Genomic DNA, 26047 nt, shown 5'->3' with positions numbered 1-26047 from the left:
CCCGTCAGTCTCACGGCAGGCGGACCTTACCTACAAAGTTACAATAACCCCATCTTCATCCCAGAGGTCATGCCAGTCTTTTGCGCCTTCCCACAAGAATACCTGCCCCTTTACAAGGCGGTTGTTTCTCTCAAGAGTTGCAATTTTTGCCATTTCCTCGTCAGTAAGCGGATCATCTAACATGCTCTTTAAGTTGCTTACATACTCAACCTCATGTACAGAGAACGGAATCGGTATCTGTCCTCTCTGATGCGCCCATTTCAGTGCGATCAGAGCCGGATGCACGCCGTGAGCTTTTGCGATCTCCTGCATTTCCGGTGTCTGCAGGTCAGCCACGTCCTCCGGACACATATCTCTCTCCGGTCTCTGGGGGGAGCCTAACGGCATGAAACCGATTGGCTGGATGTTGTGAGCCACAAGATAATCGAATAATTCCTGCTGCTGGAAGCATACATGAAGCTCGAGTTCGCATGCTGCCGGCATAATTTTCATAAGAGGCAGTACAGCTTCCAGTTTCGGTATTGTCATATTGGAGATACCAATATGGCGGACCAGCCCTTTTTCTACCAATGCCTCGCACTGTCTGTAAGTGCTCATAAACTCTTCCACGCTGAATGGTTTGGAGTCCGGATTTCTGGAGTCCACATCGCATCCAGGTGCATGATAGTTCGGGAACGGCCAGTGGATAAAGAACATGTCGATGTAATCACACTGCAGGTCTGCAATGCTCTTTCTGCAGGATTCCTCCACTCTTTCGTGCATATCGTTCCAAACTTTTGTCATAATATAAAGCTCTTTGCGCTCTGCCACGCCTTCGTCAAATGCAGCTTTGAAGACCTCCCCGATCTGGTCCTCATTTCCATAGCACGCCGCGCAGTCGAACATGCGGTATCCGCATCGGATTGCTCCTGCGACCGCGTCTGACACCTGCTGTGCTGTAAATCTGTCGGAACCAAACGTTCCCATTCCTACACATGGTACTTCTTCACCTGTATAAAGCTTCACTTTTGGCACATCTGCCGGATTAATAAATTCTCCCATCTTTTTATCTCCTTCTTTCTTTTCTTATTTTCACCGTATAAATACGGGAATTTTTATTTCATTTTTACGATCCGGATTTCCGGGAAAATACGCTCCATATCTTCTTTTACATAGAAACCGGTCTCTTCTCTCAGGGCTGCCGCCGCGGAAATCGCACTTGCTTTTCTCAATACCCCTTCCATGGAAAGCCCCTCGCTCAGCCCCAGAGCGAATCCGGCTATCATGGAATCGCCGCATCCCACAGTATTCACTGCATCAATTTTCGGAACCTCTGCCCGGTATATCCCTTCACTGCACACAACGAATGATCCTTCTCCGCCTAGTGAAACGGCTACAATCTCCACGCCATCGTTGTGGATTCTTTTCGCAGCCTCTATCATATCGTTGATACTCTCGCATTCTTGCCCCGTCAGCATCCTGATCTCATCCAGATTTGGCTTAATCATCGTCGGTTTCGCTTCTATTCCCATCTCCAGCAGCCTTCCGCTTGTATCCAGAATCACTTTTTTCCCGGCATCCCTGCAGACCTTAACCAGCCTCTGGTATGCAGTTCCGTCCAGACCTTTGGGTACGCTTCCCGACATTGCCACGACATCGGCCTTAGCCGCCAGCCCCTGGAATTTTTCCAGAAATCCGTTGAAATCCTGCTCGGATACGGTAAAACCAGGTTCCAGAAATTCTGTCTGCACATGGTTCACCTCATCCCATATGTTAATACAGGATCGGCTCTCCGCCTCCATATGATAAAATGCACTTTCAATCCCGAATGGTTTCAGGGAATCTTCTATATAAGCGCCCGCATGCCCGCCGACAAAACCCGTGGCAACCACTTCAGCACCCGCAATTGCTGCAGGCTTGGAAACATTGAGCCCTTTTCCGCCCGGCGTATAAGCGCATTCTCTGACCCGGTTCACTTCACCGGTTTGAAAGCCCTCCACTACATATCTCTTGTCGATCGCCGCATTTAACGTGACTGTAAGTATCATGAATTCAGCCCTCCCAAGCTTTAGTTAATCATATCTGTCCACGACCAGATGTACTAGTACAGCCGTGCATGAATCTTTCAGTAATAAGTGCCTGATATCTGCGTCAGAGGTGTGCCTGCTTTCGCGACGGCGTAGTGGTTCCTACGTCTAGTGAAAGCAGGTGCAGCTATGGCGTAGAGAGCAGGTGCTTATTGCTGAATTATTAGTGCGCTGCTGTACTAGTTCATCAACAGAACCTTTCCTTTTACAAGCCCCGGTGTCTTAAACATCTGGAATGCTTCCTGGGCCTGGCTCATGGGCATCTTTTTATATATGAATCCCGGATCAAATTTGAGCTGTCCGGTTGCAAAATAATGCGCCGTCAGTTCCCACTCTTTTCCGGGGAACGGAGAGCTGTAGGACATCCAGGAACCTGTCAGTTTGAACTCTTTGCGGTTCATGTTCTCCCACATGGCCGGCGTAAATGTAAGGTCTACATGGGGAGTCCCAATAAAACATACATGCGCTTTATTTGCCGCCAGCTCGAAGGCCATATACATCGTAGGCGCCTGTCCTGCGGTCTCGTATACGTATGCATAACCCTTGCTGCCCGTGACAGCCATCGCTTCCTCCATGTAGTCTTCTTTTGTTGTATTGATCACTTCATCTGCTCCGAGACGTTTTGCAAGCTCCAGCCTTTCATCGCTGATATCAAAAACAACCACTTTTTTGGAACCGAAGATCTTCGCCCATTGCATCGTAAACATCCCAATGGTTCCGCCGCCCAGAATCGCAACATACTGTCCCCCCTGGTAGTCGTTCTGCAGAAGGCCGTGCAGTGCGACCGTGGAAGGTTCGAACATGGCCCCCTGCTCATAGGAAATACTCGGGTCAAAAACAACCGCATTCTGCTCCGGTACGACTACATACTCCGCATTGCTGCCCTGCTGTCTGGATCCGATAAAGCTGTAATGCTTACAGAGGGAGAAGTTGCCGTTCTGGCAGTCGTCGCATTTCATACAGGGAAGAAGCGGCGCCCCGGATACCCGGTCCCCTACTTTTACTTTCGTAACGCCTTCCCCCACTTCCACGACATCACCCGAGAACTCGTGTCCCAGTACGATGGGATAGAAATGCACGCCGTTATGAAGCACCCTGGGAATATCAGAGCCGCAGATTCCGGAAGCCTTCACTTTCACCTTGACTTCGCCCGGCCCTGCCTGGGGCTCCTCGTAATCCAGATATTGTACATCCTCATTTGCGCATACTACTGCTGCTTTCATTTTACCTGCCTCCTGTTTTTTTCATGGTTTCTTTTAAATTATGATATAGTTCCAGATAAATCTGATAGTTCTTTTCGTAAACGGAAGCATTGTCCGGATTCGGTTCATGGGACCGTCTGTTCTCCACCGTCAGGGCAACTGCCTCCTCAAAACTCTCATACATGCCCACACCCACGCCTGCAAGTATGACAGCGCCCAGTGTTGTAGCTGTATCAGAGGAAGGAACGAGGATCGGTTTTCCCGTAATATCGGACTTGATCTGTGTCCAGAGCAGTGAATTGGCTGAACCGCCCATGGCACGCAGTACGCTGACCTTTGCCCCCGCCTCTTCTGCCACATCGAGATTATGTTTCAGGGCATATGCCACGCCTTCCATGGCAGACCGGATAAAGTGCGCCTTTGTCTTGCTGAAATCCAGGCCGTAAAATACGCCCTTTGCATCCGGATCCCAGATAGGAGAACGCTCGCCGGACATGTAGGGCAGAAATACGGTTCCGCCGCTTCCCGGAGATACCTTTTCCGCCATCTCATTAAATAATTCCAGAGAGCTTTTTCCCTGTCTCTTCCCTTCTTCCCTCTCGTAGTCTCCAAACTGCTGTTCCAGCCACCTCATAACACCCCCGCCGCCGGTGGTGCCGCCCTGAAGCAGCCATTGGCCCGGAACCACATGGTATCCCAGAATTAATCTTGGGTCCGCCTGATATGTATCTGTGCAGATGCTCATGCCGCCCGCCTGGCCGCCCTGTTCCTGAGTCTCTCCCGGATGGATGACCCCCGCGCCTAAGGTTCCGCACGCCGCGTCCAGACCTCCTGCCACCACCGGTGTTCCAACGGCCAGACCGCTTTCTGCGGCAGCCTTCTCCGTAACCTTACCGATCACCTCATGGCAGGGATGGATTTCCGGCAGAAACTCCGCCGGGATCCCAAGCCTCTCACACATTTTTATATCCCACGTTCCTGTGTGCATGTCAAAGCAATGCAGCCCATATCCCTGGGAAAGATCCTGAGTCATCTCCCCCGTCAGCTTATAGGCAATATAGCTGTTGGACTGCAGAATCTTATAAGTTTGCGCATATATCTCCGGCAGATTTCTCTGGTACCAGATAATCTTGGCCGTTGTGTAAGAGGGCTGCAGAGAATTACCGGAAAGTTCGAATATCTCGTCCGCCCCGATCTTCTTATTGAGTTCATCGCAGATATCCGCAGCCCTTGTATCCATCCAAATCGGTGTATTCGTAAGCACACTGCCCTCCCGGTCAACCGCAATTGCCGACCAGCTCTGCCCGTCAATTCCGACGCCGGCAATCTGCTCCGGCCGGATACTGCCGTGGGACAGTACTTCTTTAACCGCAGAACATATGGCATCCCACCATTCTTCCGGATTCTGTTCTGCCCATCCCGGATGAGGATAATACACCGGATAACTGCCATTTGCCGTGGCTATTACCTTACCGCCCCGGTCAAATACAGCAATCTTACAGGCACTGGTTCCTATATCAATTCCCAGTAAATATTGTTCCATCTCTACCTCCCATACCATCCGCTGTTTATATAAACGGAAATATCAAATTGCTCTCTATCGAAACGTTTCGGTTCTCCTTAAAAGAAAATTCTGTCATCTGACAGATTTTCCTTCCACAAAGGTCGTCTTTAGCTTCACCGTCTCTTTCTCTTCCTGCGCTCCCGCATCGTCCAGCCTCCTAAGCATCAGTTCCGACACGCAGCTGCCAATCTCTTTTGTGGGCTGGGCCACAATACTCAGCCTGGGAATGCTTGCCTTGGCAAACTCCACATTATCAAACCCAATAAAGGAAAGCTGCCCGGGGATCTCAATCCCCAGCTCGTTAACCTCTATGATCGCACCCATGGTCATCTCGTAATTGGAAACGAATACTGCCGTCATATCCGGATTTTTCCTGAACAGTTCCTTCATGGCTGCCGCGCCGCCCTTAATCGTATAGTCGCCGCGGACCACCAGCCCTTCTCCAAAGGCAGCGCCTGCCTTCTCCATAGCCATACAATAGCCCCGGTACCGCTCTTCTGCGGTATAGATTTCTTCCGGTCCGGCAATCATGCCGATCTTCCTGTGTCCTGCCTTGAGCAGCCGTTCCACAGCATCCCTTGCCGCACCTTCATTGTCTACCAGGACACAGTCGCATTCTATGTCTTTGAGTTTCCGGTCAATCAACACCACCGGCTTTCCGGCCCGAAGGAACTTCTGCAGATATACGCCCCTTTTTCCTGAGGGCATAATGATCAATCCGTCCACTCGCCTGTGAAGCAGAAACTCGACAGCCTCCTCTTCCCGTTTTTCGTCCGTACGGCAGTCGCAGATCATGGTTGCATATCCATGGCTTCTGAGCTGGTCCTCCACTTCCGTGATAATCTCAGCACAGAAAATATTGTTCAGCTCCGGTATGATAATTCCGATTGTTTTCGTCTTATTTGTCTTCAGGCCTCTTGCCACCTCGTTGACTTCAAAGTGAAGCTCCTCTATCGCTTCCTCTATCTTGATCCGGTTCTTCTCTCTTACATTGCCTCCATTTAAATAGGAAGAAATAGTTGCCAGGCCAAGTCCGGTTTTCTTCGCAATATCCTTGATCGTAGCTGCCATGGTTATCCCTGCCTTATCTGCCCCTGTGCCGTGCACAGAAAGACTATTTTACGTTACTGTTCAAACCGTGCCGTATACGCCCAAAGGGTGTGAACAGGAACTAATTCACTTTATGGTCGCATCCGCATACCTTCATGCGCTCCATCACCAGATTCTTCACTGCTTCCATACCCACAATGCCAAGTTTCTTAGGATCAAAGGTATCTGGTTTCTCCTTAAGAAGTTTTTTGCCTGCGTCTGTATAAGCAACCCGCAGCTCTGTGGCAAAGTTCACTTTGCACATCCCGCGCTCCACACACTCTTTGACATCATCATCGCTGAGGCCTGAAGCCCCGTGAAGAACAAGCGGTACAGAGACCACCTTTCTGATCTCGGACACTCTTTCTTTATCCAGCACCGGAGTGCCTGCATAGAATCCGTGAGCCGTCCCGATTGCAATTGCCAGGGAGGAAACCCCGGTTCTCTCCACAAATTCCTTTGCTTCTGCAGGATCTGTATTGGTATCCGCTTCTGCTTCCAGATCGTCTTCCTTACCGCCGACCTTACCCAGCTCTGCTTCCACCGGTATGCCACATGCTTTGGCTGCATCTACCACCTTTTTGCTGACAGCAATATTATCTTCAAAGCTCTCATGTGAGCCATCGATCATGACCGAGGTATACCCCGCCTTGATTGCCTGTACCGCCAGATCAAAGCTGCTGCCATGGTCCAGATGTAAGCATACAGGAACCGAAGCCTTTTTTGCTTCCGCAGCAACGATCCCAAAATAGGTGTCCAGTGAACCGTACTTCACTGTGGAAGGGGTCGTCTGCAGCATAACAGGCGCACGCAGCTCCTCCGCAGCCGCAATCACGGCCTTCACCATCTCCATATTCTCCACATTAAAGGCACCTACAGCATAACCGCCCTTCTGCGCATCCCATAACATTTGTTCTGATGTAACTAATGGCATATGTATTATCCTCCTTAGGGTTAACCGAAACGTTTCGGTTTGTTTATATTTATATAATAATCCGGTTTTGTCAGAATGTCAATCCCCAGTTTTCAAAACATTATAATAGAAACAACTTAAAATCTTAACCGGATAGAGGCTCATGTGTTTCTTAACATAGAGAAGGGGAGCCGTCTGTTTCCCGACAGTCCCCTTATTGCAGATCCAATACATATGCACGATGTTTATATCAATCCAAATGAAATACAGGATAAAGATCGGTAGATACAGGACTATTATCCGGATTGGTCTCCATGATATCCGCCATGAAGTCCCACCATTTACGGCAGATCTCTGTGTCCGCGCTCTTGTCCCATTTTTCTGCGTCTTCGAGTTCTATATAGCCGTACAGAATATCGGTCTCCTTATCGAGGAAGATCGAATAGTTGGATCCGCCGTATTCATGGATCATATCTCTCATCTCCGGCCACAATTGATTATGGCGCTTTTCATACTCTTTTTCCATTCCCGGGTATAATTTCATTTTAAAACTTTTTCTGATCATGTTGTCTCCTTTCATGTCTCGGCATTCTTATGTACATGCCCTTTGTGCTGTTTCCAGAATATCACTTACCACGGCTTCTGTCCAGTGAGATATCCTGCATTTATCCGGAATCTTTTCACCCGGATTTCTTGTGCAAGCAGCGTCTTTTTGGAATCATAAGTAATATAAGCGAGCCATTTTGGCCCGCTTATATTACTTATTTATGGGTTTGTAAAATTTTAGTAAACGTCTTTCCACTCGTCGATGTTAGAAGGATCGAATTTGAACGGTGCGCCGAGGATGACTTCTGTTCCGCCGTCTGATGCTTCTACTACTGTGTAGTCGCCCATGTCGCCGGCTGTGAATGTGTCGTCTACTGCTCCTGTGATTGTTCCGTCAACTAATGCGATTGATGTGTAAGCCCCAAGGCGTCCAACATCGATCGGATTCCACAGATACATATACGGGCAGGAATGAGCGTCGTCATCACCGATGTATTCAGCCATTTCTGAAGGCAGTCCAAGTCCTGTCAGTTTTACAGATGATTTCTCGTCCTGAAGTACCTTAGCTGCTGCATTGATACCAACAGTTGTAGGTGCGCAGATAACTTTCAGATCCGGGTATTTGGATAACAGAGCCTGTGTCTGGTCTGTTGATTTCTGCGGCTCGTCATCTCCGTATGCAACTTCTACAAGTTCCAGTTTGGAGTATTTGTCTTCTTTCATGATCTCTTTCATAGCGTCGATCCATGCATTCTGGTTTGTTGCCTGTGATGTAGCTGAAAGAATTGCCCACTGTCCTTCTCCGCCTGTGATGTCCAGAACTGCGTCCATCAGAGCCTGGCCGATCTCAGTTGTTCCAGCCTGATTTACGAATGTCTGACGGCTGTCAGGGTTCGCTTTAGAGTCAAGGCAGGATACTTTGATTCCTGCATCCATTGCTTCTTCCAGTGCTGCCTGAAGTGCATTCTCATCGTTTGCAGCGATACAGATAGAATCTACTCCCTGGGAAATCAGTGACTGGATAACAGATACCTGTGCATCCGCTGTAGCAGCCTCAGGATGTTTTACGATGCATTCTCCGCCTTCTGCCTCGATTACTTCCTGGAATCCTTCTGCCTCTTTTTCATTGTAAGGATTTCCTGCTGATTTTGTGACAATTGCATAAGTCTTCTTTCCAGAATCACTGCTGTCATCTTTTGCAGTGTCCTCTGTCTTTGCGTCAGAACCGCCGTCTGTAGTGCCCTCATCCTTTGAGCCGCATCCTACAGCCAGTGTTGCCGCCATTGCTACACATAACAGTACGCTTAAAACTTTTTTCTTCATGCTTTCTTTCCTCCCTATGGAATTTTATTATATACAAAGCGCCTTTCCCGGCGCCCGGTATCAGATTAATAAGAATAGAGTTTCGCTTGCGAAACTCGCGCCTGCGGCGGTCGCACCGCGACATCTACATCTTACGCCGCAGTGCGCAACCCGCCTGGAAGGCTTTTTTATCTTATAGGTGAACTTTCCTATAAGATAAAAACAAGTTATCAGAAACAGACTACTTAACTGCTGCCGTTTTTTTCTTTAACTTTAACTCGCCTCCGATATTTGGCAGTAATACCGCCAGAATCAGCAGAGCGCCTAATATAATCAGAATTAACTGCGGGTTCATGTTGATCTGTCCAAGACCGATTCTCAGGCAGATGATGATGAATGCGGATATGATTCCGCCCTGTAACTTACCCTTGCCCCCGGCGGTTGAGATTCCTCCGAATACCGCCATTGCAATGGCATCAAGCTCAAAACCGTTTCCTGTCGTGGTGTTGGCTCCATAAAGTACGGATGTAAGGAAGAGCGCTGCAAGCCCGGCCATGAATCCCATTGCCATATAGATGATCAGGCGGATCTTCTGTACATGAATTCCTGAATAGTAAGCTGCCAGCCTGTTGGAGCCTATGGCATATACACTCCTTCCGAATGTCGTCTTGCTGAGTACAACGGTAAAGATGACTGCAAATATAATCACTACGAAGAGAATATAAGGGATCATCCCCACTTTTCCTGCGATCATGCGGAACCCGTCAGCGTTGCTTAAGGATATGGATCCGCCGCTTCCAAGAGCGATCTCCGCAATTCCTCTGAATACGATCTGCGTTCCCAGCGTTACAATCATAGGAGGCAGTTCGGTAAACTTTGTAAGGATCAGCCCGTTCACCAGTCCGCAGACCGTGCCGACCACAAGCGCGGTCAGAACGACTAAGATAAACGGCATATCTTTGTTGCATACCATGCATGTCATCGTGGCTGACAGGCAGACCGTAGCGCCTACGGAAATATCAATTTCTCCAAGTATCAGGATGTATGCCATGGGAAGCATCAGAAACACTTCTGTCAGATATTTGGGCATCTCTCTGAGTACATTGGATACCTGATAGCTCTGGGAGATACTTGCACAAAAAACGTTGATTAAGATAAACAATACTACCAGCATGCCTTCCCAGCTGAGAACCGTCTTTTTCCATGACTTCTCTGGCACATTGGCTATGGTTCTTCCGGATTTTCCTGCCATGATTACATCTCCCTTCCCTTCAGATTATTTTTATCCATTACACGCTGTGTTACGACGTTCAGGATTACAACGACTAATATGATAACACCCTTTACTGTATTCTGTGCAATCGAGTCGATTCCTACGAGAGGAAGTGCCTTTGCGATAATCGCCAGGATCAGAGAGCCAAGGAATGCTCCTACAACGCTTCCGCGCCCGCCAGTCATGCTGACACCGCCGATTACACAGGCTGCGATAACATCCATCTCTTTTCCGTACAGCATATTGGGCTGTGCGGAAGAGTAAACCGCTACGGCCAGGGCTCCGCACAGTCCGGCGAGAATTCCCATTACCGTATAAACCATCAGTTCCACATTGGACGTATTGATACCGGATATTGCAGCCGCCTCACGGTTGCTTCCTACCGCATATACTTTTCTTCCCACCTTCGTCCATTTCATAACAATGAAGAATATAATATAACATGCAAACATGATTAATACAACATTATTAATTCCCAGTACCTTGCCCAGGGCAAAGTTTTTGAATTCACCCAGGTTCTCTGCACTTGCCCACTGGCTGTTTCCGATCATGTAGGCCATGCCCCGGTATATGTACATGAATCCCATCGTTGCAATGATCGGGAGTACCTTTCCCTTTGCGATGACAAGTCCGATTACCAGCCCGCACAGCGCTCCGATTCCGATTGCAATCACAAAGAGCAGAAACGCATTTTCTACGATGTTATATTTCAGCAGCATCCCGACTGTCATTCCTGAAAATGCAAGCGTGGATGCGATTGAGATATCGATGCCGCCAAGCAGCAGCACTCCCAGCATTCCCAGCGTCATGATCATGATAACCGCGTTATTTTTCAGCATATCTGATATAGATTTTAGCGTCATGAACGAAGGGCTTCTGAATGAAATGACCACACAGAGGATAATCAAAACGATCAGAAGGCTTGCTTCACGGGAGCCGGTGATTTTTTTCCAGATAGATTTATTTTCTTTCATCTTTCCCATTTCCTCCTATTTTGATTTTTCCATTGCCAGCTCAAGAATTCCTTCCTGGGTCGCCTCATCACGGTTCAGTTCACCAGTTACTTTTCCGCCGCACATCACGACGATTCTGTCGCTCATGCCAAGGATCTCCGGCATTTCGGAGGAGATCAGGATAATCGCGTATCCCAGTTTTGCCAGGTCGCCCATGATCTGATAGATCTCTGCCTTGGCTCCTACGTCCACACCTTTTGTCGGCTCATCCATGATGACAACCTTCATCTCCTGGCCGAGCGCCTTTGCTACTACGACCTTCTGCTGATTACCTCCTGAGAGTGATGTCGCAGGATCGAAAATCGTAACTGCTTTTGTATCCACATCTTCGAGGAGCTTCTTCGCAATTTCGCGTTCTTTCTTCTCGTTATTAAAACCATGCTTTGCATATTTGCCCATGGTCGGAAGTGTGACGTTTCTGCCCAGGCCCCAGCTCATGATCAGTCCTTCTTTCTGACGGTCTTCGGGAAGAAGGATGATCCCCTGCTTCATCGCATCGGACGGCTGTTTGATATGCGTTTCCTTGCCTTCCAGAAATACCTTTCCGGCATCCGGCTTTGTGATGCCGCAGACACTTTCCACGACCTCGGTCCGCCCTGCTCCAACCAGTCCTGTCAGACCTACGATCTCACCTGCATGCACGCTGAAGGAAACATTCTTGAAATATCCAAGTCTGGAGAGTCCTTCCACACGCAGTACTTCGGGTCCGATCTGCACTTCCGGCTTTGGAAACAAATCCTTGATCTCACGTCCGACCATTGCTTTTATCAGATCCGCATTGGTGATTCCGTCCACATCATAAGTGCCGATATACTGTGAATCCCGGAACACGGTAACCGTGCTTGCCAGGCGGTACATATCCTCAAAACGGTGGGAAATAAAGATGACGGAAACACCGCTTTCTTTCAGCTTATCAACAATCCGGTACAGTTCCTCAGACTCATTCTTGGTCAGCGCTGCGGTAGGCTCATCCAGAATAATGATTCTGGCATTTGTTGAAAGCGCCTTCGCAATCTCCACCATCTGCTGCTGTGCCACGCTCAAAGCTCCCATCTCATCGGTAGGCTTAAAGTCGGCGTTCAGCTGCGCCAAGAGCTTGCCTGCCTCCTCATTCATCTTCTTCCACTGGATCATGCCTTTGCTGATGATCTCGTGGCCCATGAAGATATTTTCTGCTACTGTCAGATCCGGATAAGATGTCGGATGCTGGTAAACCGCTGCAATGCCGGCTGCCTGCGCATCCCTGGGGCCTTTGAAGTCAACCTTCCTGCCGTCCAGGAACATCTCGCCTTCTTCTGCTTTATGTACTCCGGTTATGACTTTGATGAATGTAGACTTACCGGCTCCGTTCTCGCCCATCAATGCATGGACCTCACCCTTTTTGAGCTGGAAATGCACATTGTCCAAAGCCTTAACGCCAGGAAATATTTTTGTGATACCTTTTAATTCCAAAACATATTCAGACACCGTGTTTCCCTCCTTTTCCTTTCTAAAATAAGTGTAACAGTTCTAATTTTTTTCTAAAACAGCAAAATTTTTCGATTAAGGGTAAATTTTTTTTGTGTTAACCTTCAGGCGGGTCTGCAGCAGAGCTGCAGAATAAAGTCTAGATTTCACAGATGGATTTTGTTAGAATGATAGCATATAGTATGAATATGATGAAACTTCTATTTTTGAGGGGGCCTGTTCGTAAGCCCCTGCCAGCATGCGGATTCTCCATGCCCAGCACATCAGGGCAAAGGACGATCTGATTACGAAGGAGAAACGATACGATGAAATTATTGATTGTGGATGATGAAGAGTTAACCCGTGAAGGACTGATTGCGTCTCTTGACTGGAGCGCACTGGGAATCGAGCAGATCTTTCAGGCCGATGACGGAGTGAACGCGCTGGATATTGCCCGCGCGCAGAAACCGGATATTATTCTGTGTGATATCCGCATGCCGCGCATGAACGGGATCCAGCTGGTCGAACGTCTGGAAGAGTTTCTTCCGGATACCAGCGTCATTTTTATGAGCGGTTATTCTGACAAAGAGTATCTGAAGGCGGCCATCAAACTGAAAGCGATCAATTATGTAGAAAAGCCTCTAAATCCGGAGGAAATCAAAGAGGCCGTGCTGGAAGCCATCGAACGCCGTGAAAAGAATCTGCGCACCAGACAGAACGAAAACCTGTATTCTATGGAGACTGCCTCCCAGCTTGCACTGCTTCTGACCAAACCCTATAAGGAGAATACCGGACAAATCACCAGCCTGACCGAAGAGCTTTCTCTCCGCCTGATGCCGGGAAGCAGTTTTACAACCTATATCGTCAGGCTGAAAACCTCCGAACCTGACGGCGTACTTCTGCGCAATATCCGGGATGACCTGACCGATTATCTTACGCATTATCACCTGCATGTATTTTACATACAGATCCACGCCGTATATCATGTGTTCCATATTATGGGAAACAGCGCGCCCTCCCCAATTGCACTGTCTGCTGTTGAGAATTGTCTGAAAGAGCAGTTTCTTCCCCTGGGTGATTATTTTATCGGGCGGGGAGACACGGTGAGCGGAATCAGCCGGGTCTATCACTCTTATACGACCGCGGTGGTTATGCTCCAGAGCAGTTTCTTTTTCAGCCCGGGTACGCTTCTTGCTGCATCGGACATGGAAACCGCACCGGGAATGGAACCAGGTGCACAGGAACAGACGGAAAAGATTGCGGTAGATTTTAAGGATGCGCTTCTTGCCAAAGATCAGGCTGCCTGCATCGAACTTCTGAGCCGGCTCTATCGGTGTTATTCTGAAAACAGGGTGTTTCTGCCCAACCAGGTCAAGGATATCTACTACAAGCTTTTTATCAGTATCAATGACTGCCGCCAGACGCTGAAGCTGAGCCATGATCCTTCGGAGACCAGTACAGAGGAAAGTATCATTGACCATCTGGAACGCTGTTTTACTTACCAGGAGCTTCACCAGCTGCTGGTCACCAGGACGGAGCAGTTTTTTGCAGGCATCAGCGCCCATGTTCCGGAAGATTCCACGATTTTTCTGATCAAGGATTATATCAGCCGGAATTATGCCAGCGATGCGCTCTCCATCAAGGAGATCAGCGATCATGTATATCTGTCTGCCTCTTATGTCTGTACCTATTTTAAGAGCCAGACAGGACAGACCCTCAATCAGTATCTGACAGAATACCGCATGGAAAAGGCGATGCAGCTGCTAAGCGACGCCCGCTATCAGATTACAGATATATCCTCTAAGGTGGGCTACAGCAATGGCAATTATTTTAGCAAAAGCTTTAAAAAATTCACGGGGCTGACCCCGTCCAAATACAGGGAGAAGATGCTGGGATGAAATTACATACAAAGAAGAGCGGCAGTTTGTATAAGAACCTGAAGCTTCAGACCAAGTTTACGATTACACATCTGGTGATCGCAACGATCCCCATGATTGTGCTTGCAGTCTTTTTCTATACGAAACTTTACGACATGATCATTGCAGACACCATCCGTACGGAACAGAATGCATCCACGCAGACGGCCCCGATGATTGAGGATGCGGTTTCCAGCATCCTCCGTTTACACGACCAGATTACGGGGGAAGAGTTCTACCACCAGATTGTCAGCTCCGCCCGGACAGAAACACTGAGCAGCCTTGCAGATACAGATTCTGCAGACAGCTTTATGGAAACAATCAAAGAAGCCACTGATGACTCTCTGATCACAGATGTTAAACTGTATATAGATATTCCACGGACAGATCGTATCTTTTCAAATTATCCGATGTGCAATACCATCCTTCCGATCAATAATGCCTGGGGAACCTACTGGTATGGGATATTTAACGGGGCTCCGTCACTGCGCGCGCTCTTCTGTCCGTCTTTCTATCTCGGCTCCTATGAGATCAGGCATAACGGGGAGATGGCATACATAACAAAATCAAGTATTATTTATGAGGGTGAGCGGGTCCCCTGCTACATGGCGATCTATTTTTCCCAGGATTATTTCGACAGCCTGTTAAAAGACAACCTCTCTTCCAGCAGCAACGTGGCTTACATCATTAATGACAGAGACAGTCTTGTGGCCACATCGGATCCGGCATTATCCGGCGCCTATCATTTCGGATATGATGAGGTACAGGAACATTTTATGTCCTCCAATAACTTTATCTTAAAGCGGGTTCTGGGGGAGGACGTATACGCCGGCTTTTACAGCATAAAAAATACGGACTGGTACATGGTCGTCGCCATGCCGTCCCAGCCCATGATTACGAAAAGCATTACAATTATGGCGGGCTTTATTCTGGTTTATGTGGCGTGTATCCTGATCGCATTCCTCATTGCCACGCTGCTCTCCCATTCCATTACAAACAGGCTGTCCGCCGTCATCAATCAGATGGCAAAGTCGCGGATCGGGCCGCCCGTGGCACTGCCTGACGCAGACACTTACGATGAGATCGGGGATCTGATCTCCACCTATAATTATATGACCCGCGTGATTAACCAGCTTATGGATGAGCAGGCCAAGGCCGCCGAGGATCTGCGGGTAGCGGAATTTAATTCTCTGCAGGCCCAGATCAATCCACATTTTCTCTATAATACAATGGATATGATCAACTGGCTGTCCCAGCAGGGCCGCTCCCAGGATGTAACCTCGGCGGTCCAGAAGCTGTCCCGTTTTTATAAGCTGACGCTGAGCAGAAAGCAGAGCCTCAGCACCATAGCAGATGAACTGGAGCATGTTTCTATCTACGTCCAGCTGCAGAATATGCGTTTTCATGACACCATAGATTTTCTGATCGATATTCCGGATAATCTGCTCGAGTACTCGATCCCAAAACTGACCTTCCAGCCGGTCATTGAGAACTGTGTCCTGCACGGCATTCTGGAAAAGGACTCCAAACAGGGAACTATCGTCCTTACCGGATGGCTGGAGGAGGAGGATATTGTGATTCTGATTTCCGATGACGGAGTAGGCATCTCCGAAGAAAAGCTGGATGACATACTGACCGGACACGGCCCCTCCGGCGGAAAAGGTTCGAAGATTGCGGTCTATAACACACACCGCCGGCTGCAGCTGATGTACGGTCCAGGGTATGGGCTGACCTATTCCAGTACCCGCGGCAGCGGCACCGAGGTGGAGATACGTCTGCCTGCACGCTATCCCAAGGATGGAATCGCAGACGCCAAAGAAGAAAGCAGTCCGGAGGATCTGCTGAAAGAAAGCCATTTTATCCAGGCTATGACCCTGCTGTCCCGCCCGGAAATAAATATATACGAGATTGCAGCGGAATGCGGATACAGCGACACGCAGCAGTTCTTTGCCGAATTTAAAGAACGGTTCGGTTATACACCAGAAGAATACAGGCGCCAGGTGCTTTAACCCACAATCATGAGTTAATAAGCCGGCCCCGCGCCTGTTGAACTTTCATATACTTTTATTTATCCAGTACCACTGCCGGTATCTCCAGCAGATCTGCCACTTTCTCATAAAGGGATGCATTGTGCCCGATGCTCATTGCAAAATGATGTGTCGGTGCCTCTGCAAACCATTCATCCATATAGGAATCCGGATCCTTTTTGAACTTAACAGGGGTCTGGGTGTTTCCTATGGTCATGATATCGCCGTCCGTCGACTCAGCCTCCGTTATGATAAACTTGAGCTTTCCGTCCACCGTCTGGGTACATCCCAGGTTAGTAATGTCACCGGTGCGCACTTTGGCTTCCACAGATACGCCGGTCCCCTGTTTTCCATGGTACAGCCCCATCCCTCTTAAGATTGGCTTACCTTTCGCGATCTCCAGGTGGAACGGGCCGTCATGCCCCAGTAGAATGGTGCCGTCCTCATAATCTGCCGTGACAATTTCACAGAAGCTCCCACCCTTGCCAAGAATGTCGCATATCTTCATCGCAAGGCAGGTTTTCAGGTCTCCCTCACCGGCGCACGGAATTCCCCTGGCCGTTAAAAGAGAATGCCCGACTATAAAGCCTCCCTGCACCTCTTCGTAATGTCCTCCGGGCGCCCCATGATAATAATAGGTTAATGCATCCAGACCGAACTCTTCCACCAGTTTCTCCTGTGCCACAGCCACTCTGGCCGACCAGTTCATCTGCTCATCCGTCGGTTTCTGGGCAAGAGGGTCTGCCGCCGCATCTTCACTTATCGTAAAAAACGCCTCGATCTCCTTTCTTTTTGCCGCTGTCTCTTCTTCTGTCACACTTTGCAGGTGCCTGTCCAGATCACACATTTCCAATACCTGCAGATGGGCGCCGGTCTGTGCCTGAAACATGGTGAAATCGCTGTACATATCCAGCATACCGCTGTAGGTATTGCCAAGGAACCCGAATCTGGCACCCCTGAGGCCGCATTTTACTTTGGCGGCCTGTACCCACTCTTCAATCTGCCTCCACGCCCGCTTCGCCTCCGGGCGCTGTGCGGTATCTTCATTGGCGAGAGATATCTCCGGAGTATAGTCCAGTCCCAACAGGCCGTTTACAACCCGGTATTTGATTCCTGCACGGTGGAAGGCATTGGAAAGCTCAGGCACCGGGCACGCACCGCAGTGTGCCAGCCATTCCCCGGTGGTCGTCTTCTCATAATTAATCTTTGCCGCAGGCTGCAGGTTCAGAATCACGACCGGTGCGCTGCAGATCTGATGCAGAGGGAGCACCGATGCACTCGTAACATAAGTCGCGGAATGAGCCAGTATCAGGTCCACATGGTTCTCATTGAAATACTCTCCCGCTTTTATCCCTTCCTGTTCACAGTCCACCAACCCATAGAAGCAGGTATCTGCCCCGAATTCCTGTACTTTACCTGCGATAAATTCCCCATATTCTATCAGACGTTCCCGCAGACCCGGAAACTGCCCCCAGTAATGCTTCAGTCCCATAGAATAAATTCCGATTCTTGGTTTTTTTACTTGTTTTCTTGTATTCATCGTCTTTCCTCCTGTTTTCATGATAAAAATAATATATTAGTATTGTTTCTATTCGTGTTTACAAACCCATTATATTCCTGTAAAATAGAGATTGCATCCAAGCAAATTGTTTAAAAATAACAGAATATTGTGGTGACATTATGAGGCAGAACACAAAGGTTTTGGAGCGCGGCTCCCACACCTGGAGTGAAGACTCCATCCGGATGATACTCACGCCCAGCAGTACGGCACGATCCACCTATTTCTATACGCAGGAGGTAGGTTATTTTAAAACGTTCCACCCCTATTTTTCAGAACGGGAGAATCTGGACTCCTTCCTGATTGTTTACACGGTATCGGGCAAAGGATATCTGGAATATGAAGGGCAGACTTATCCAATTACAAAGGGGCAGTGTTTTTATATCAACTGCGAACAGCACCATCTCTACCGTACGGACCGGGAGGAAGACTGGGAGATCCTGTGGATTCATTTTAACGGAAACAGTGCGTTGGGTTATTACAAGGAATTTACCAGAAACGGGTTTCAGATATTGAGCGTGCGCGATGAATTTTTCATGGAGCGCACACTCTGGCGCATTATTGCGCTCAATCAAAAAAAGGATCTGACCACCGAGCTGGTCACATCCAATTTAATCAACGGTATGCTGACAGAACTGCTGCTGCAAACAGCTACAAATAATGCAGATACCTTTCTGATCCCCGATTATATCAGGCAAATCGTGCGGGAAATAGATAAGAATTTTAAATCCGGCCTCCCGCTGTCATATTTTGAAGAATTTACCCACCGCAGCCGCTATCATATCTTAAAAGAATTCAAAAAATATATCGGCGTCACGATCCACGAATATATTATCACTGCCCGCATTTCCTATGCAAAAGAGCTGCTGAAGTATTCCGATCTTCCGGTCAGTGAGATTGCCTTTGAATCCGGAATGAACAATGTGACGCATTTTATCAATCTTTTTAAGGCCAGGGAAGGCACCACCCCACTGGCATACAGAAAGGCATGGAGGGATTAAAGCTTCCATGCACATCGCAGGAATACGAACGTTTCTAAAATTCATACTTTTTTTGAGGTGATTTCAAAATACAAGCATACTGATCTGCCGACATTGGCCTGGCGCAATAATAACCCTGTATGTCATCTATCTTCATACTTTTTAATATCTCATACTGTGCTTTATTTTCTACGCCCTCCGCGGTTACGCTGATATGAAGCGACTGTGCGAGCCTGATAATACTGCTCAGGATCAGCCTTACTTTTTCATTGTCTTCCACGGAATCAACCATGCTCTTATCAATCTTCAGGATATCAATCGGCATAGACTTGAGCATCGTAACCGATGAATATCCGGAGCCAAAATCATCCATTAATATCCGGATTCCCCTGCTGCGGAGTTCTTCCAGGCTTTCGGAAAGAATGTCTTCATTGGAGAACAGCGCCGTCTCGGTCATTTCCAGCTGTATCAGCTCATGCGGGATCTGATGACGGTCAATGATTTCCAGATACCGTTCCACAAAATTCAGCCTGTATAAATGCAGCTGCGATACATTAACCGAGACAGGCAGAACCTCAATTCCTTCCTGAAGCCACCGGTGTATCTGGCTGCAAGCCATCTCAAGCACGAACTCATCCAGTTCCACGATGCTGCCGCTGTGTTCCAGAACAGGAATAAACTCCGCCGGGCTGATAGCCCCTGTTTTAGGATCTTCCCATCTGACCAGGGCTTCGGCGCCGCAGAACCGCTGTACTTCCACCTGGAATTTGGGCTGGTAACACAGGTAGAACTCCTGGTTTTTAAGCGCTTCCGAAAAGCGATCCTCTATCTCTCGATTCCGCAGCATACGGCGGCGGATGGTCTCGCTGTAAAAATTACACGAATTAATCTCCGGGTTATATTCCGACCGCGCCGCCATAGCCGCCCGATCCAACATGGATTCCAGCATTTCCTCCCGCTGCTGCACCATATAGACCCCGGCCTGCACTTTCAGCACATAAGGGGTACCCCCCACGCGGTTATCGGCCTCACATTCGATTTTTTCCAGAATCATATCCAGCCGCTCCTGCAATTGATTCTGATCCTCGTAAACCAGTAATACGGCATAATGATCGGACTGCATTCTTGCCGCGCACTCATAGGTTCCGACCGCCTCCCTCAGCGCCTTCATCACGCGTTTCAGCGCCCGGTCTCCCTCTTCATAACCATACAGGTCATTGATGTACTGGAACCTCTTTATATTCAATACAGCAAGGGCATACTTTTTGTCCGTATATGTATGCAGAAGTTTCTGGGCGTCCAGCATGAATTTAGCGTACGAAGCATCTCCGGTAACTTCATCTACATACGCCGCCCGCTCCAGCATCTTCCTGCCCGCCTTCTGGATCAGGTACACCCTGCATGCCAGATACAGGATTCCAAGCAGACACACCAGCAGGATTGCATAGGCCGTAGCCATAGGACCATTGATATGAGTCTCAACTACCGCCTCCGGTATCACGCTCATCAGATACCAGTCATTGATCTCCAGAGGCTGATAATATACATAGCGGCTGCCTTTTTCCGTCTGAAAAGTCACGAATCCGTCCCGGAAGGCATCTATATCTTCCTGAAGCCGCCGTATGCCCTCTCTGTTCCCCTCCGATTCCTCAATAATATGATCATAATAATTCTCAAATGAGTTCCCATTTTTGTTTTTAGAGTCAATGACACAGTCCCCATTTTTTCGAATAATGTAACTGTACCCTTCCCCTCCGAATGTCGATACGGACAAAATCTCCTTATAATACTCGATCCCATATGTACCGAACAACACATACCTTGTACCATCCGGCCAATTAATCGTAGTGCTGTAAAGAGTAACGTCTTTCCCGTCATCCAAGTCCTTGAGACGGTCCGAAACCACCGTTTTCCCTTCCATAGCAGCCTGGAACCGCTCCTGAATACTCTCCCGATCCGGAACAAATCCCCTGCCATCGGTAGCCTTTCCAAAATAATCATCCCGGATAATCCCCATCCGCTTAAACCCGTTCATCTTATCCACATTCACAAGCCGCTCAATCAGCACATCAATATCCTTCGTATCCCCCTCACTAATATAAATAGCCAGATTCGTCAAAAGCGTCTTATTCTTTTTAACCTCCTCCTGAATCACATTCACGCTCTGACAAGATATCTCAGAAAGAGTATTCAAAACCTTCCTCTCCGAAGACTGCTGAAACTTCCACGTAAAAAAGACTGCCAGCAAAACAGTCACGGCAATAACGGCAATAATATCAATATACAATTTCCTTTGTCTTCTGCCTTCTCTTTTCATATCCCAATTATACACACTCCCCAGCCCCCCGTCAAATGGGACTAGTGAGCAGATTTTGCGAGCGGAAGATGGGGGACGCCTGAGTGGAGCGGGAGGGGACGGAGGCGGATTGGGGTATGCTGATTTTGGAAACCGGCCGCTTAGCTTAGAAGTGCTAACTGCGAAAAAGCCGCATCTTATGGCACCGAGCGTATTCACTTAGAAAGCCGATGCTTTCTAAGCTCAGACGCTCTGGAAAACTGATTCGGAAATCAGTTTTCCTCCATAAGATGCGGCTTTTTCGCAGTAAGCACTTCTACAGCACACTAAAGGCTTCCAAAATCAGCATACCCCAATCCGCCTCCGTCCCCTCCCGCTCCACTCAGGCTGCGTTCATCAAGTCGGCACAAAACCTACCCGGGAGAAGAATCCCTGCCAGAGCAGTGGATCAATCCGCCTATACATAAAATTTACTTCCCCAGCCCACAAAGCCACCTCATTCCCAATTCCATCCGCCGCTCCCATACAAGGCCTTCCGGGAAGGAGGGGCTTTGCCACCCGGATGCGCATAGCTGAGTAAGAGCGGCGTCTGCCGCCTGCTGTGGGTTTCCATGCCGTTGCTGCGGACATATAGTGACGCTTAGAATATCTTACAGAAAAAATAAGGAAAAGTGAGGGCAGCATTTGATTCACAAAATCAAATGCTGTTGCCGCCGGCGGTGTGAATGCATCGGCATTCACGCCAACTGCGGCATGTCCCTTACTTTTCCTTATTTTTTCTGTTAGATATTCTTAGCCTCACGGCCAGTCGGCAGCAACGGCATGGAAACCCACAGCAGGCGGCAGACGCCGCTCTTACTCAGCGCCCCCATACCAGCCAAATCCCCTCCGTCCCCACCCGTTACCAGAGGTTTTTGTATATTTGTACTACATCTGCCTTCCGTGGCACGCGCGGATTTGTATCCGTACACCCATCCGCCATTGCCCCATCTGCCATGTGGTCTATGGCATTGAAGTACTCTTCTTCGGAGATTGTCCCCATCTGTGATATGGAGAGCGGTATATCCATCTCTTTCAACATGAACTGTACCCAGTTCACGAGTGATCTTACCGTCATGATCTTGTTATAACTGCTCAGTCCCAGCAGCTGTGCCACTGTGGAGTATCTTTTCACAGCCGGCAGGTACTCCGTACGGCTCTTGCTGTGCTTGTTGATATCACTGTTGAACTCAATGATATGGGGAAGCAGCATTGCGTTTGCCCGTCCGTGGGGGATGTGGAATGTTGCGCCAAGCTGATGCGCCATTCCATGGTTCAGTCCCAATGACGCGGAATTGAATGCCAGCCCTGCCAGGCAGGATGCGGAATGCATCTTCTGGCGCGCATGGGTATCATTTCCGTCCAGATATGCACGGAGCAGGAATACGCCGCAGATTTCGATTGCTTTCTCTGCAAGCGCCGTTGAAAAATCGTTTCTGTTTGTGCTTACACAGGCCTCAAGCGCATGCGTAAATACATCCATACCGGTGTCCGCTGTAATTGACGGCGGCACACTCTTAACAAGCTCGGCATCCAGAATTGCCTCATCCGGTGTCAGATCTCTGGAAACCAGAGGGTATTTCATCTGTTCTTTCGGATCGGATACAACCGCGAAGGATGTAACTTCTGAACCAGTTCCGCTTGTTGTCGGGATTGCGATCAGTCCGACTTCCCCGTAATTGTCCACACGAAGTGCAAACTCACGGATTGATTTGGAGGAATCAATGGCAGATCCCCCGCCGACTGCGACAATCGCGTCCGGCTTATATTCCAGCATCTTTTTGACACCTTCACTGATTTTTTCGATCGGAGGATCCGGCACAACATCCTTGAAAATGTCAAACTCTATCTTTCCCTTTTTAAGAGGATCGGTAATCAGATTAATCATACTGCTCTGAGCCATAAACGGGTCAGTGATTACCAGTACCTTGCTGTATGGAATTTCTGCCAGACGATCCAGCGCCTGATCGCCAAAATATACTTTAGTCTTAATCTCAAAGCTTTTCATAGTGTTTTTCCTTTATTCCGGGTAGATGCACTCTATCCCTAACTCTTCAAATGCCTGAAGCCATTTGGCCTCGGGTTTTTCATCAGTAACAACGGTCGTGATATCTTCCAGCATTCCGATCGCTGTAAACGCAATTTGATCAAATTTACTGCTGTCTATTGCCAGAATCTTCTGTTTTCCTGATTCCAGCATGGTTTTCTTGTTGTTCGCGTGAAGCTCATCCGAATCTGTAAGACCGGAAGCAAGGTCAACCCCTTTGCAGGAAATAATCGACTTATCCACGTGATAAGAACGAAGCATCTTATCCGTCTGCGGCCCCACGAGCGCAAACGAACCTTCCCTGGATACGCCGCCGGTCGACAGCACGCTCCAGTCAGGCACATCAAACAATTCAATGATAATCTCAATTGAATTTGTGATCAGCGTCAGGTTTTTTTTCTCTTTTAATGCCTTTGCGATATAAACTGCTGTTGAGCTGCCGTCCAGCATAATGCTGTCGCCATCGTGGACCATTTTGTTTACAAGATCCGCAATCCGCTGTTTTCCGACAACGTTGCGGTTCTTTCGGATATTAAATGGAAGATCGATGTTCACATTTTCATTGATAACAGCTCCGCCATAGCTTTTTATGGCATAGCCGTCATTCACCAATTTTTCCAGATCCCTCCGGATTGTCTCTTCAGACACATCATATATCTGGCTCAGCTCACTTACCACTACACGCCGTTCAGCCTGAAGCTTTTCTAATATTTCATTCCGTCTCTCTATTGCGAGCATCACATTGCCTCCCGGTCATATTGCCCTTCAGTGTCCTTCTCTACACACTGCAGCGGACTATACAGCAAATCTTTGTTTCGAATCATGCAGCTGTGCAGTAAATGTACAATCCTGTGCTGAACAATTGCGAATGATTATAATATCGCTTCGCGGATCTGAGCATCCGGATGCGCGATCACAGAAGAGTCCAGGTACATTCCCTGGTCTGCCACTGCAGCCTTTGCCCTCTCGATAGCAGCTTCTACGGCTGCCACATCGCCTGTCAGCATCAGATAAGATTTCCCGCACATTCCTCTGGCAATTCTAAGTTCAATCAGATCAACAATCGCTGTCTTCGCAGCCTCATCTGCAGCCACAATGATAGAGGTTGCATCGTAAGTCTCCATAATACCGAGAGCTGATACATCATCGATCTTAGTAGCCCCATAGATTGCCGGGAAAATAGATTTATGCGGGTTGCCGAGTACAAAACTGTTGATCAGATGTTTCCCATGCAGTGCTTTGGAAGTCTCAACCGCAGCGTTTACCGCGCTCAAATCTCCTGAGATAATTACGATATACTTCCCCGGACATACTGTCTGGGCCTCAATGATACTAACTTCAGAAGTCTTTACCATAGCATCTGCTGCTACAACACCTGCTGAAACAGTCTTATATTCTACCATTCCAATTGCCTTACTCATTGCCTGCACGTCCTTCCTGCGTTTCTATGATTATATATTTCTCATTTACTTCACGAACCGTACCGTCTATGCTCGCATGTATTCCCACGCTCAAGCCTTTGCCCGGTTCGGCTATCATCTGTCCCTGCGTTACTTTATCACCACGTTTTACAATTGCAGATGCAGGTGCGCCTATGTGCTGGCTTAACAGAATCTTCACTTTTCTTACAGGAACTGCAGTCTCATCAAGAGGCGCCTCCCTGTCATATTTTGTAAGGTCCAGTCTTGCCATAAGGCGTTCCATCGGCACCTTCCGGTACTCTCTCTCTTCCCCCACCGGTTTGGGTATGACGCCCTGCGGAGGTTTGAGCCCGTTGGCACGCAGGCCCGCTTTATATTCTGCCATTAATGATCTCGGTGACAATCCCTGCATACAGGAATACATTTCGCACAGACCACAGGAAGAACAAAACATGGTATTTATAAATATGTTTGGTTCCTGTAAATCTTTACAGGTTGCCGCACGCATGAACAAATGCGGCTCTATCGGATGTCCAAGCCGGTTTCTCGGACACAAATCCGTACACATCGTACACTGGCAGCAGCAAGCCGCTGCACGTTTTAAATCGATGGATGATTTTCTTCTTTTCTTTTGGATAATCAGGTGTTCCTCCGGCAGTACCAGCACGGCATTTGTCGTCTTGGTAACCGGCTGTGAGCCGCTGCCGATAAATCCCATCATCGGGCCTCCGATAAAATATACCGGATCCCTTGCAGTGACATTGCCTGCCAGCCTGACGGTCTCTTCGATCGTCGTTCCGATCGGCACCCGCACCGTTACCGGGCGCTCTACCTCAGCCACGACAGATACCAGCTTATCTGTTACCGGAGCCTGCTGGTTAAGCGCTCTGTATACGTTGTATACAGTTTCCACATTGAATACGGCTACACCGCTCTCGATTGGGAGCCCTCCCGGCCTTACTACTTTACCAGTCACTTCATAGATCAAAACAACTTCGTCTCCGGCCGGATATACTTCATCCAGCAGCCCAAGCCTGACCTCGGGATACTCACCAATGACTTCCTCCAGAGCTTCAATTGTCTTTTTATAAGCCTTTTTAATTCCAATGACTACTTCTTTTGCACCTACAACCTGCCCCATCATATGGAAGGTCTCAACGATTTCCTGTGCATACTTCTCAAGCAGCTGCCTGTGCAGCCGAAGAAGCGGTTCACACTCTGCACAATTCAGGATGATTGTTTCAGCACGTTCATCTAGCTTTGCATATGTAGGAAAACCTGCACCACCTGCACCAACTATACCGTTTAACTGCAATATGCTGCTCAATTCTTTCATATCCATCATTTCA

Annotated in this window: 20 protein-coding genes; 3 read left to right on the top strand and 17 right to left on the bottom strand. The window is 48.5% G+C overall.

The annotated features are described in order from the left end of the window. Positions 1–30: 30 nt before the first annotated feature. The 11 genes from ARB69_RS12180 to ARB69_RS12130 all read right to left on the bottom strand — a co-directional run bounded on the left by ARB69_RS12180 (position 31) and on the right by ARB69_RS12130 (position 12435). A complete protein-coding gene (locus ARB69_RS12180; RefSeq protein ID WP_050640106.1) occupies positions 31–1041 on the bottom strand; it encodes an aldo/keto reductase in 1011 nt (336 codons plus the stop codon). 53 nt (positions 1042–1094) lie between these two features. Then, positions 1095–2027 carry a 1-phosphofructokinase gene (gene pfkB, locus ARB69_RS12175; protein WP_055153340.1) on the bottom strand — a complete coding sequence of 311 codons (933 nt, stop codon included), beginning with the start codon at positions 2025–2027 and terminating at the stop codon, positions 1095–1097. 218 nt (positions 2028–2245) lie between these two features. Then, positions 2246–3289: a galactitol-1-phosphate 5-dehydrogenase gene (locus ARB69_RS12170; protein WP_055153338.1), complete on the bottom strand. Its 1044-nt coding sequence runs from the start codon at positions 3287–3289 to the stop codon at positions 2246–2248. Position 3290: 1 nt separating this feature from the next. Continuing rightward, positions 3291–4811, bottom strand: a complete 1521-nt coding sequence (xylB, locus tag ARB69_RS12165) for a xylulokinase (RefSeq protein ID WP_055153336.1) — start codon at positions 4809–4811, stop codon at positions 3291–3293. A gap of 93 nt (positions 4812–4904) precedes the next feature. Further along, positions 4905–5903, bottom strand: coding sequence for a LacI family DNA-binding transcriptional regulator (locus ARB69_RS12160; RefSeq protein WP_050640110.1), 999 nt, complete (start codon positions 5901–5903; stop codon positions 4905–4907). 100 nt (positions 5904–6003) lie between these two features. After that, a complete protein-coding gene (locus ARB69_RS12155; RefSeq protein WP_055153334.1) occupies positions 6004–6855 on the bottom strand; it encodes a class II fructose-bisphosphate aldolase in 852 nt (283 codons plus the stop codon). 229 nt (positions 6856–7084) lie between these two features. Next, complete coding sequence (gene rhaM / locus ARB69_RS12150) at positions 7085–7399, bottom strand: L-rhamnose mutarotase (RefSeq protein ID WP_050640112.1); 315 nt, start codon at positions 7397–7399, stop codon at positions 7085–7087. 218 nt (positions 7400–7617) lie between these two features. Next, positions 7618–8703, bottom strand: a complete 1086-nt coding sequence (locus ARB69_RS12145; RefSeq protein ID WP_050640113.1) for a rhamnose ABC transporter substrate-binding protein — start codon at positions 8701–8703, stop codon at positions 7618–7620. 220 nt (positions 8704–8923) lie between these two features. Next, positions 8924–9934, bottom strand: coding sequence for an ABC transporter permease (locus ARB69_RS12140; RefSeq protein WP_050640114.1), 1011 nt, complete (start codon positions 9932–9934; stop codon positions 8924–8926). A gap of 2 nt (positions 9935–9936) precedes the next feature. Beyond that, positions 9937–10929 (bottom strand): ABC transporter permease, encoded by a 993-nt coding sequence (locus ARB69_RS12135; protein ID WP_050640840.1) that lies wholly within the window; start codon positions 10927–10929, stop codon positions 9937–9939. A 15-nt stretch (positions 10930–10944) separates the two neighbouring features. Continuing rightward, a complete protein-coding gene (locus ARB69_RS12130) occupies positions 10945–12435 on the bottom strand; it encodes a sugar ABC transporter ATP-binding protein (protein ID WP_050640115.1) in 1491 nt (496 codons plus the stop codon). Positions 12436–12740: 305 nt separating this feature from the next. Here ARB69_RS12130 and ARB69_RS12125 point away from each other — a divergent pair, with 305 nt between their 5' ends. Then, the gene (locus ARB69_RS12125; RefSeq protein WP_055153332.1) at positions 12741–14312 is read left to right on the top strand and encodes a response regulator transcription factor; all 1572 of its coding nucleotides are present in this window, start codon (positions 12741–12743) and stop codon (positions 14310–14312) included. Further along, complete coding sequence (locus tag ARB69_RS12120; protein ID WP_055153330.1) at positions 14309–16339, top strand: histidine kinase; 2031 nt, start codon at positions 14309–14311, stop codon at positions 16337–16339. The genes ARB69_RS12125 and ARB69_RS12120 overlap by 4 nt, the downstream gene beginning before the upstream one ends. Positions 16340–16394: 55 nt before the next feature. On the opposite strand, the gene ARB69_RS12115 is transcribed toward ARB69_RS12120, so the two are convergent. Beyond that, a complete protein-coding gene (locus tag ARB69_RS12115; protein WP_055153328.1) occupies positions 16395–17897 on the bottom strand; it encodes an L-fucose/L-arabinose isomerase family protein in 1503 nt (500 codons plus the stop codon). 140 nt (positions 17898–18037) lie between these two features. Between ARB69_RS12115 and ARB69_RS12110 the strand changes: the two genes are divergently transcribed. After that, complete coding sequence (locus ARB69_RS12110) at positions 18038–18916, top strand: helix-turn-helix domain-containing protein (RefSeq protein WP_055153326.1); 879 nt, start codon at positions 18038–18040, stop codon at positions 18914–18916. A gap of 34 nt (positions 18917–18950) precedes the next feature. On the opposite strand, the gene ARB69_RS12105 is transcribed toward ARB69_RS12110, so the two are convergent. The 5 genes from ARB69_RS12105 to ARB69_RS12080 all read right to left on the bottom strand — a co-directional run bounded on the left by ARB69_RS12105 (position 18951) and on the right by ARB69_RS12080 (position 26040). Next, the gene (locus ARB69_RS12105) at positions 18951–21227 is read right to left on the bottom strand and encodes an EAL domain-containing protein (protein ID WP_055153324.1); all 2277 of its coding nucleotides are present in this window, start codon (positions 21225–21227) and stop codon (positions 18951–18953) included. A gap of 865 nt (positions 21228–22092) precedes the next feature. Beyond that, complete coding sequence (locus ARB69_RS12095) at positions 22093–23238, bottom strand: 1-propanol dehydrogenase PduQ (RefSeq protein ID WP_050640122.1); 1146 nt, start codon at positions 23236–23238, stop codon at positions 22093–22095. A gap of 12 nt (positions 23239–23250) precedes the next feature. Further along, positions 23251–24015 carry a DeoR/GlpR family DNA-binding transcription regulator gene (locus ARB69_RS12090; protein ID WP_050640123.1) on the bottom strand — a complete coding sequence of 255 codons (765 nt, stop codon included), beginning with the start codon at positions 24013–24015 and terminating at the stop codon, positions 23251–23253. Between the two features lie 134 nt (positions 24016–24149). Beyond that, on the bottom strand, positions 24150–24698 hold the full coding sequence (locus ARB69_RS12085; protein ID WP_050640124.1) for a BMC domain-containing protein: 549 nt from the start codon (positions 24696–24698) through the stop codon (positions 24150–24152). Beyond that, positions 24691–26040: a 4Fe-4S dicluster domain-containing protein gene (locus tag ARB69_RS12080; RefSeq protein WP_050640841.1), complete on the bottom strand. Its 1350-nt coding sequence runs from the start codon at positions 26038–26040 to the stop codon at positions 24691–24693. The genes ARB69_RS12085 and ARB69_RS12080 overlap by 8 nt, the downstream gene beginning before the upstream one ends. Positions 26041–26047 lie beyond the last annotated feature (7 nt).

The sequence above is a fragment of the Faecalicatena contorta genome, from assembly GCF_001404335.1.
GTDB lineage: Bacteria > Bacillota > Clostridia > Lachnospirales > Lachnospiraceae > Faecalicatena > Faecalicatena contortus_B.
The sequence above is the reverse complement of the archived record's forward strand: the minus strand, read 5'-3'. Positions and strand labels throughout refer to the sequence as shown.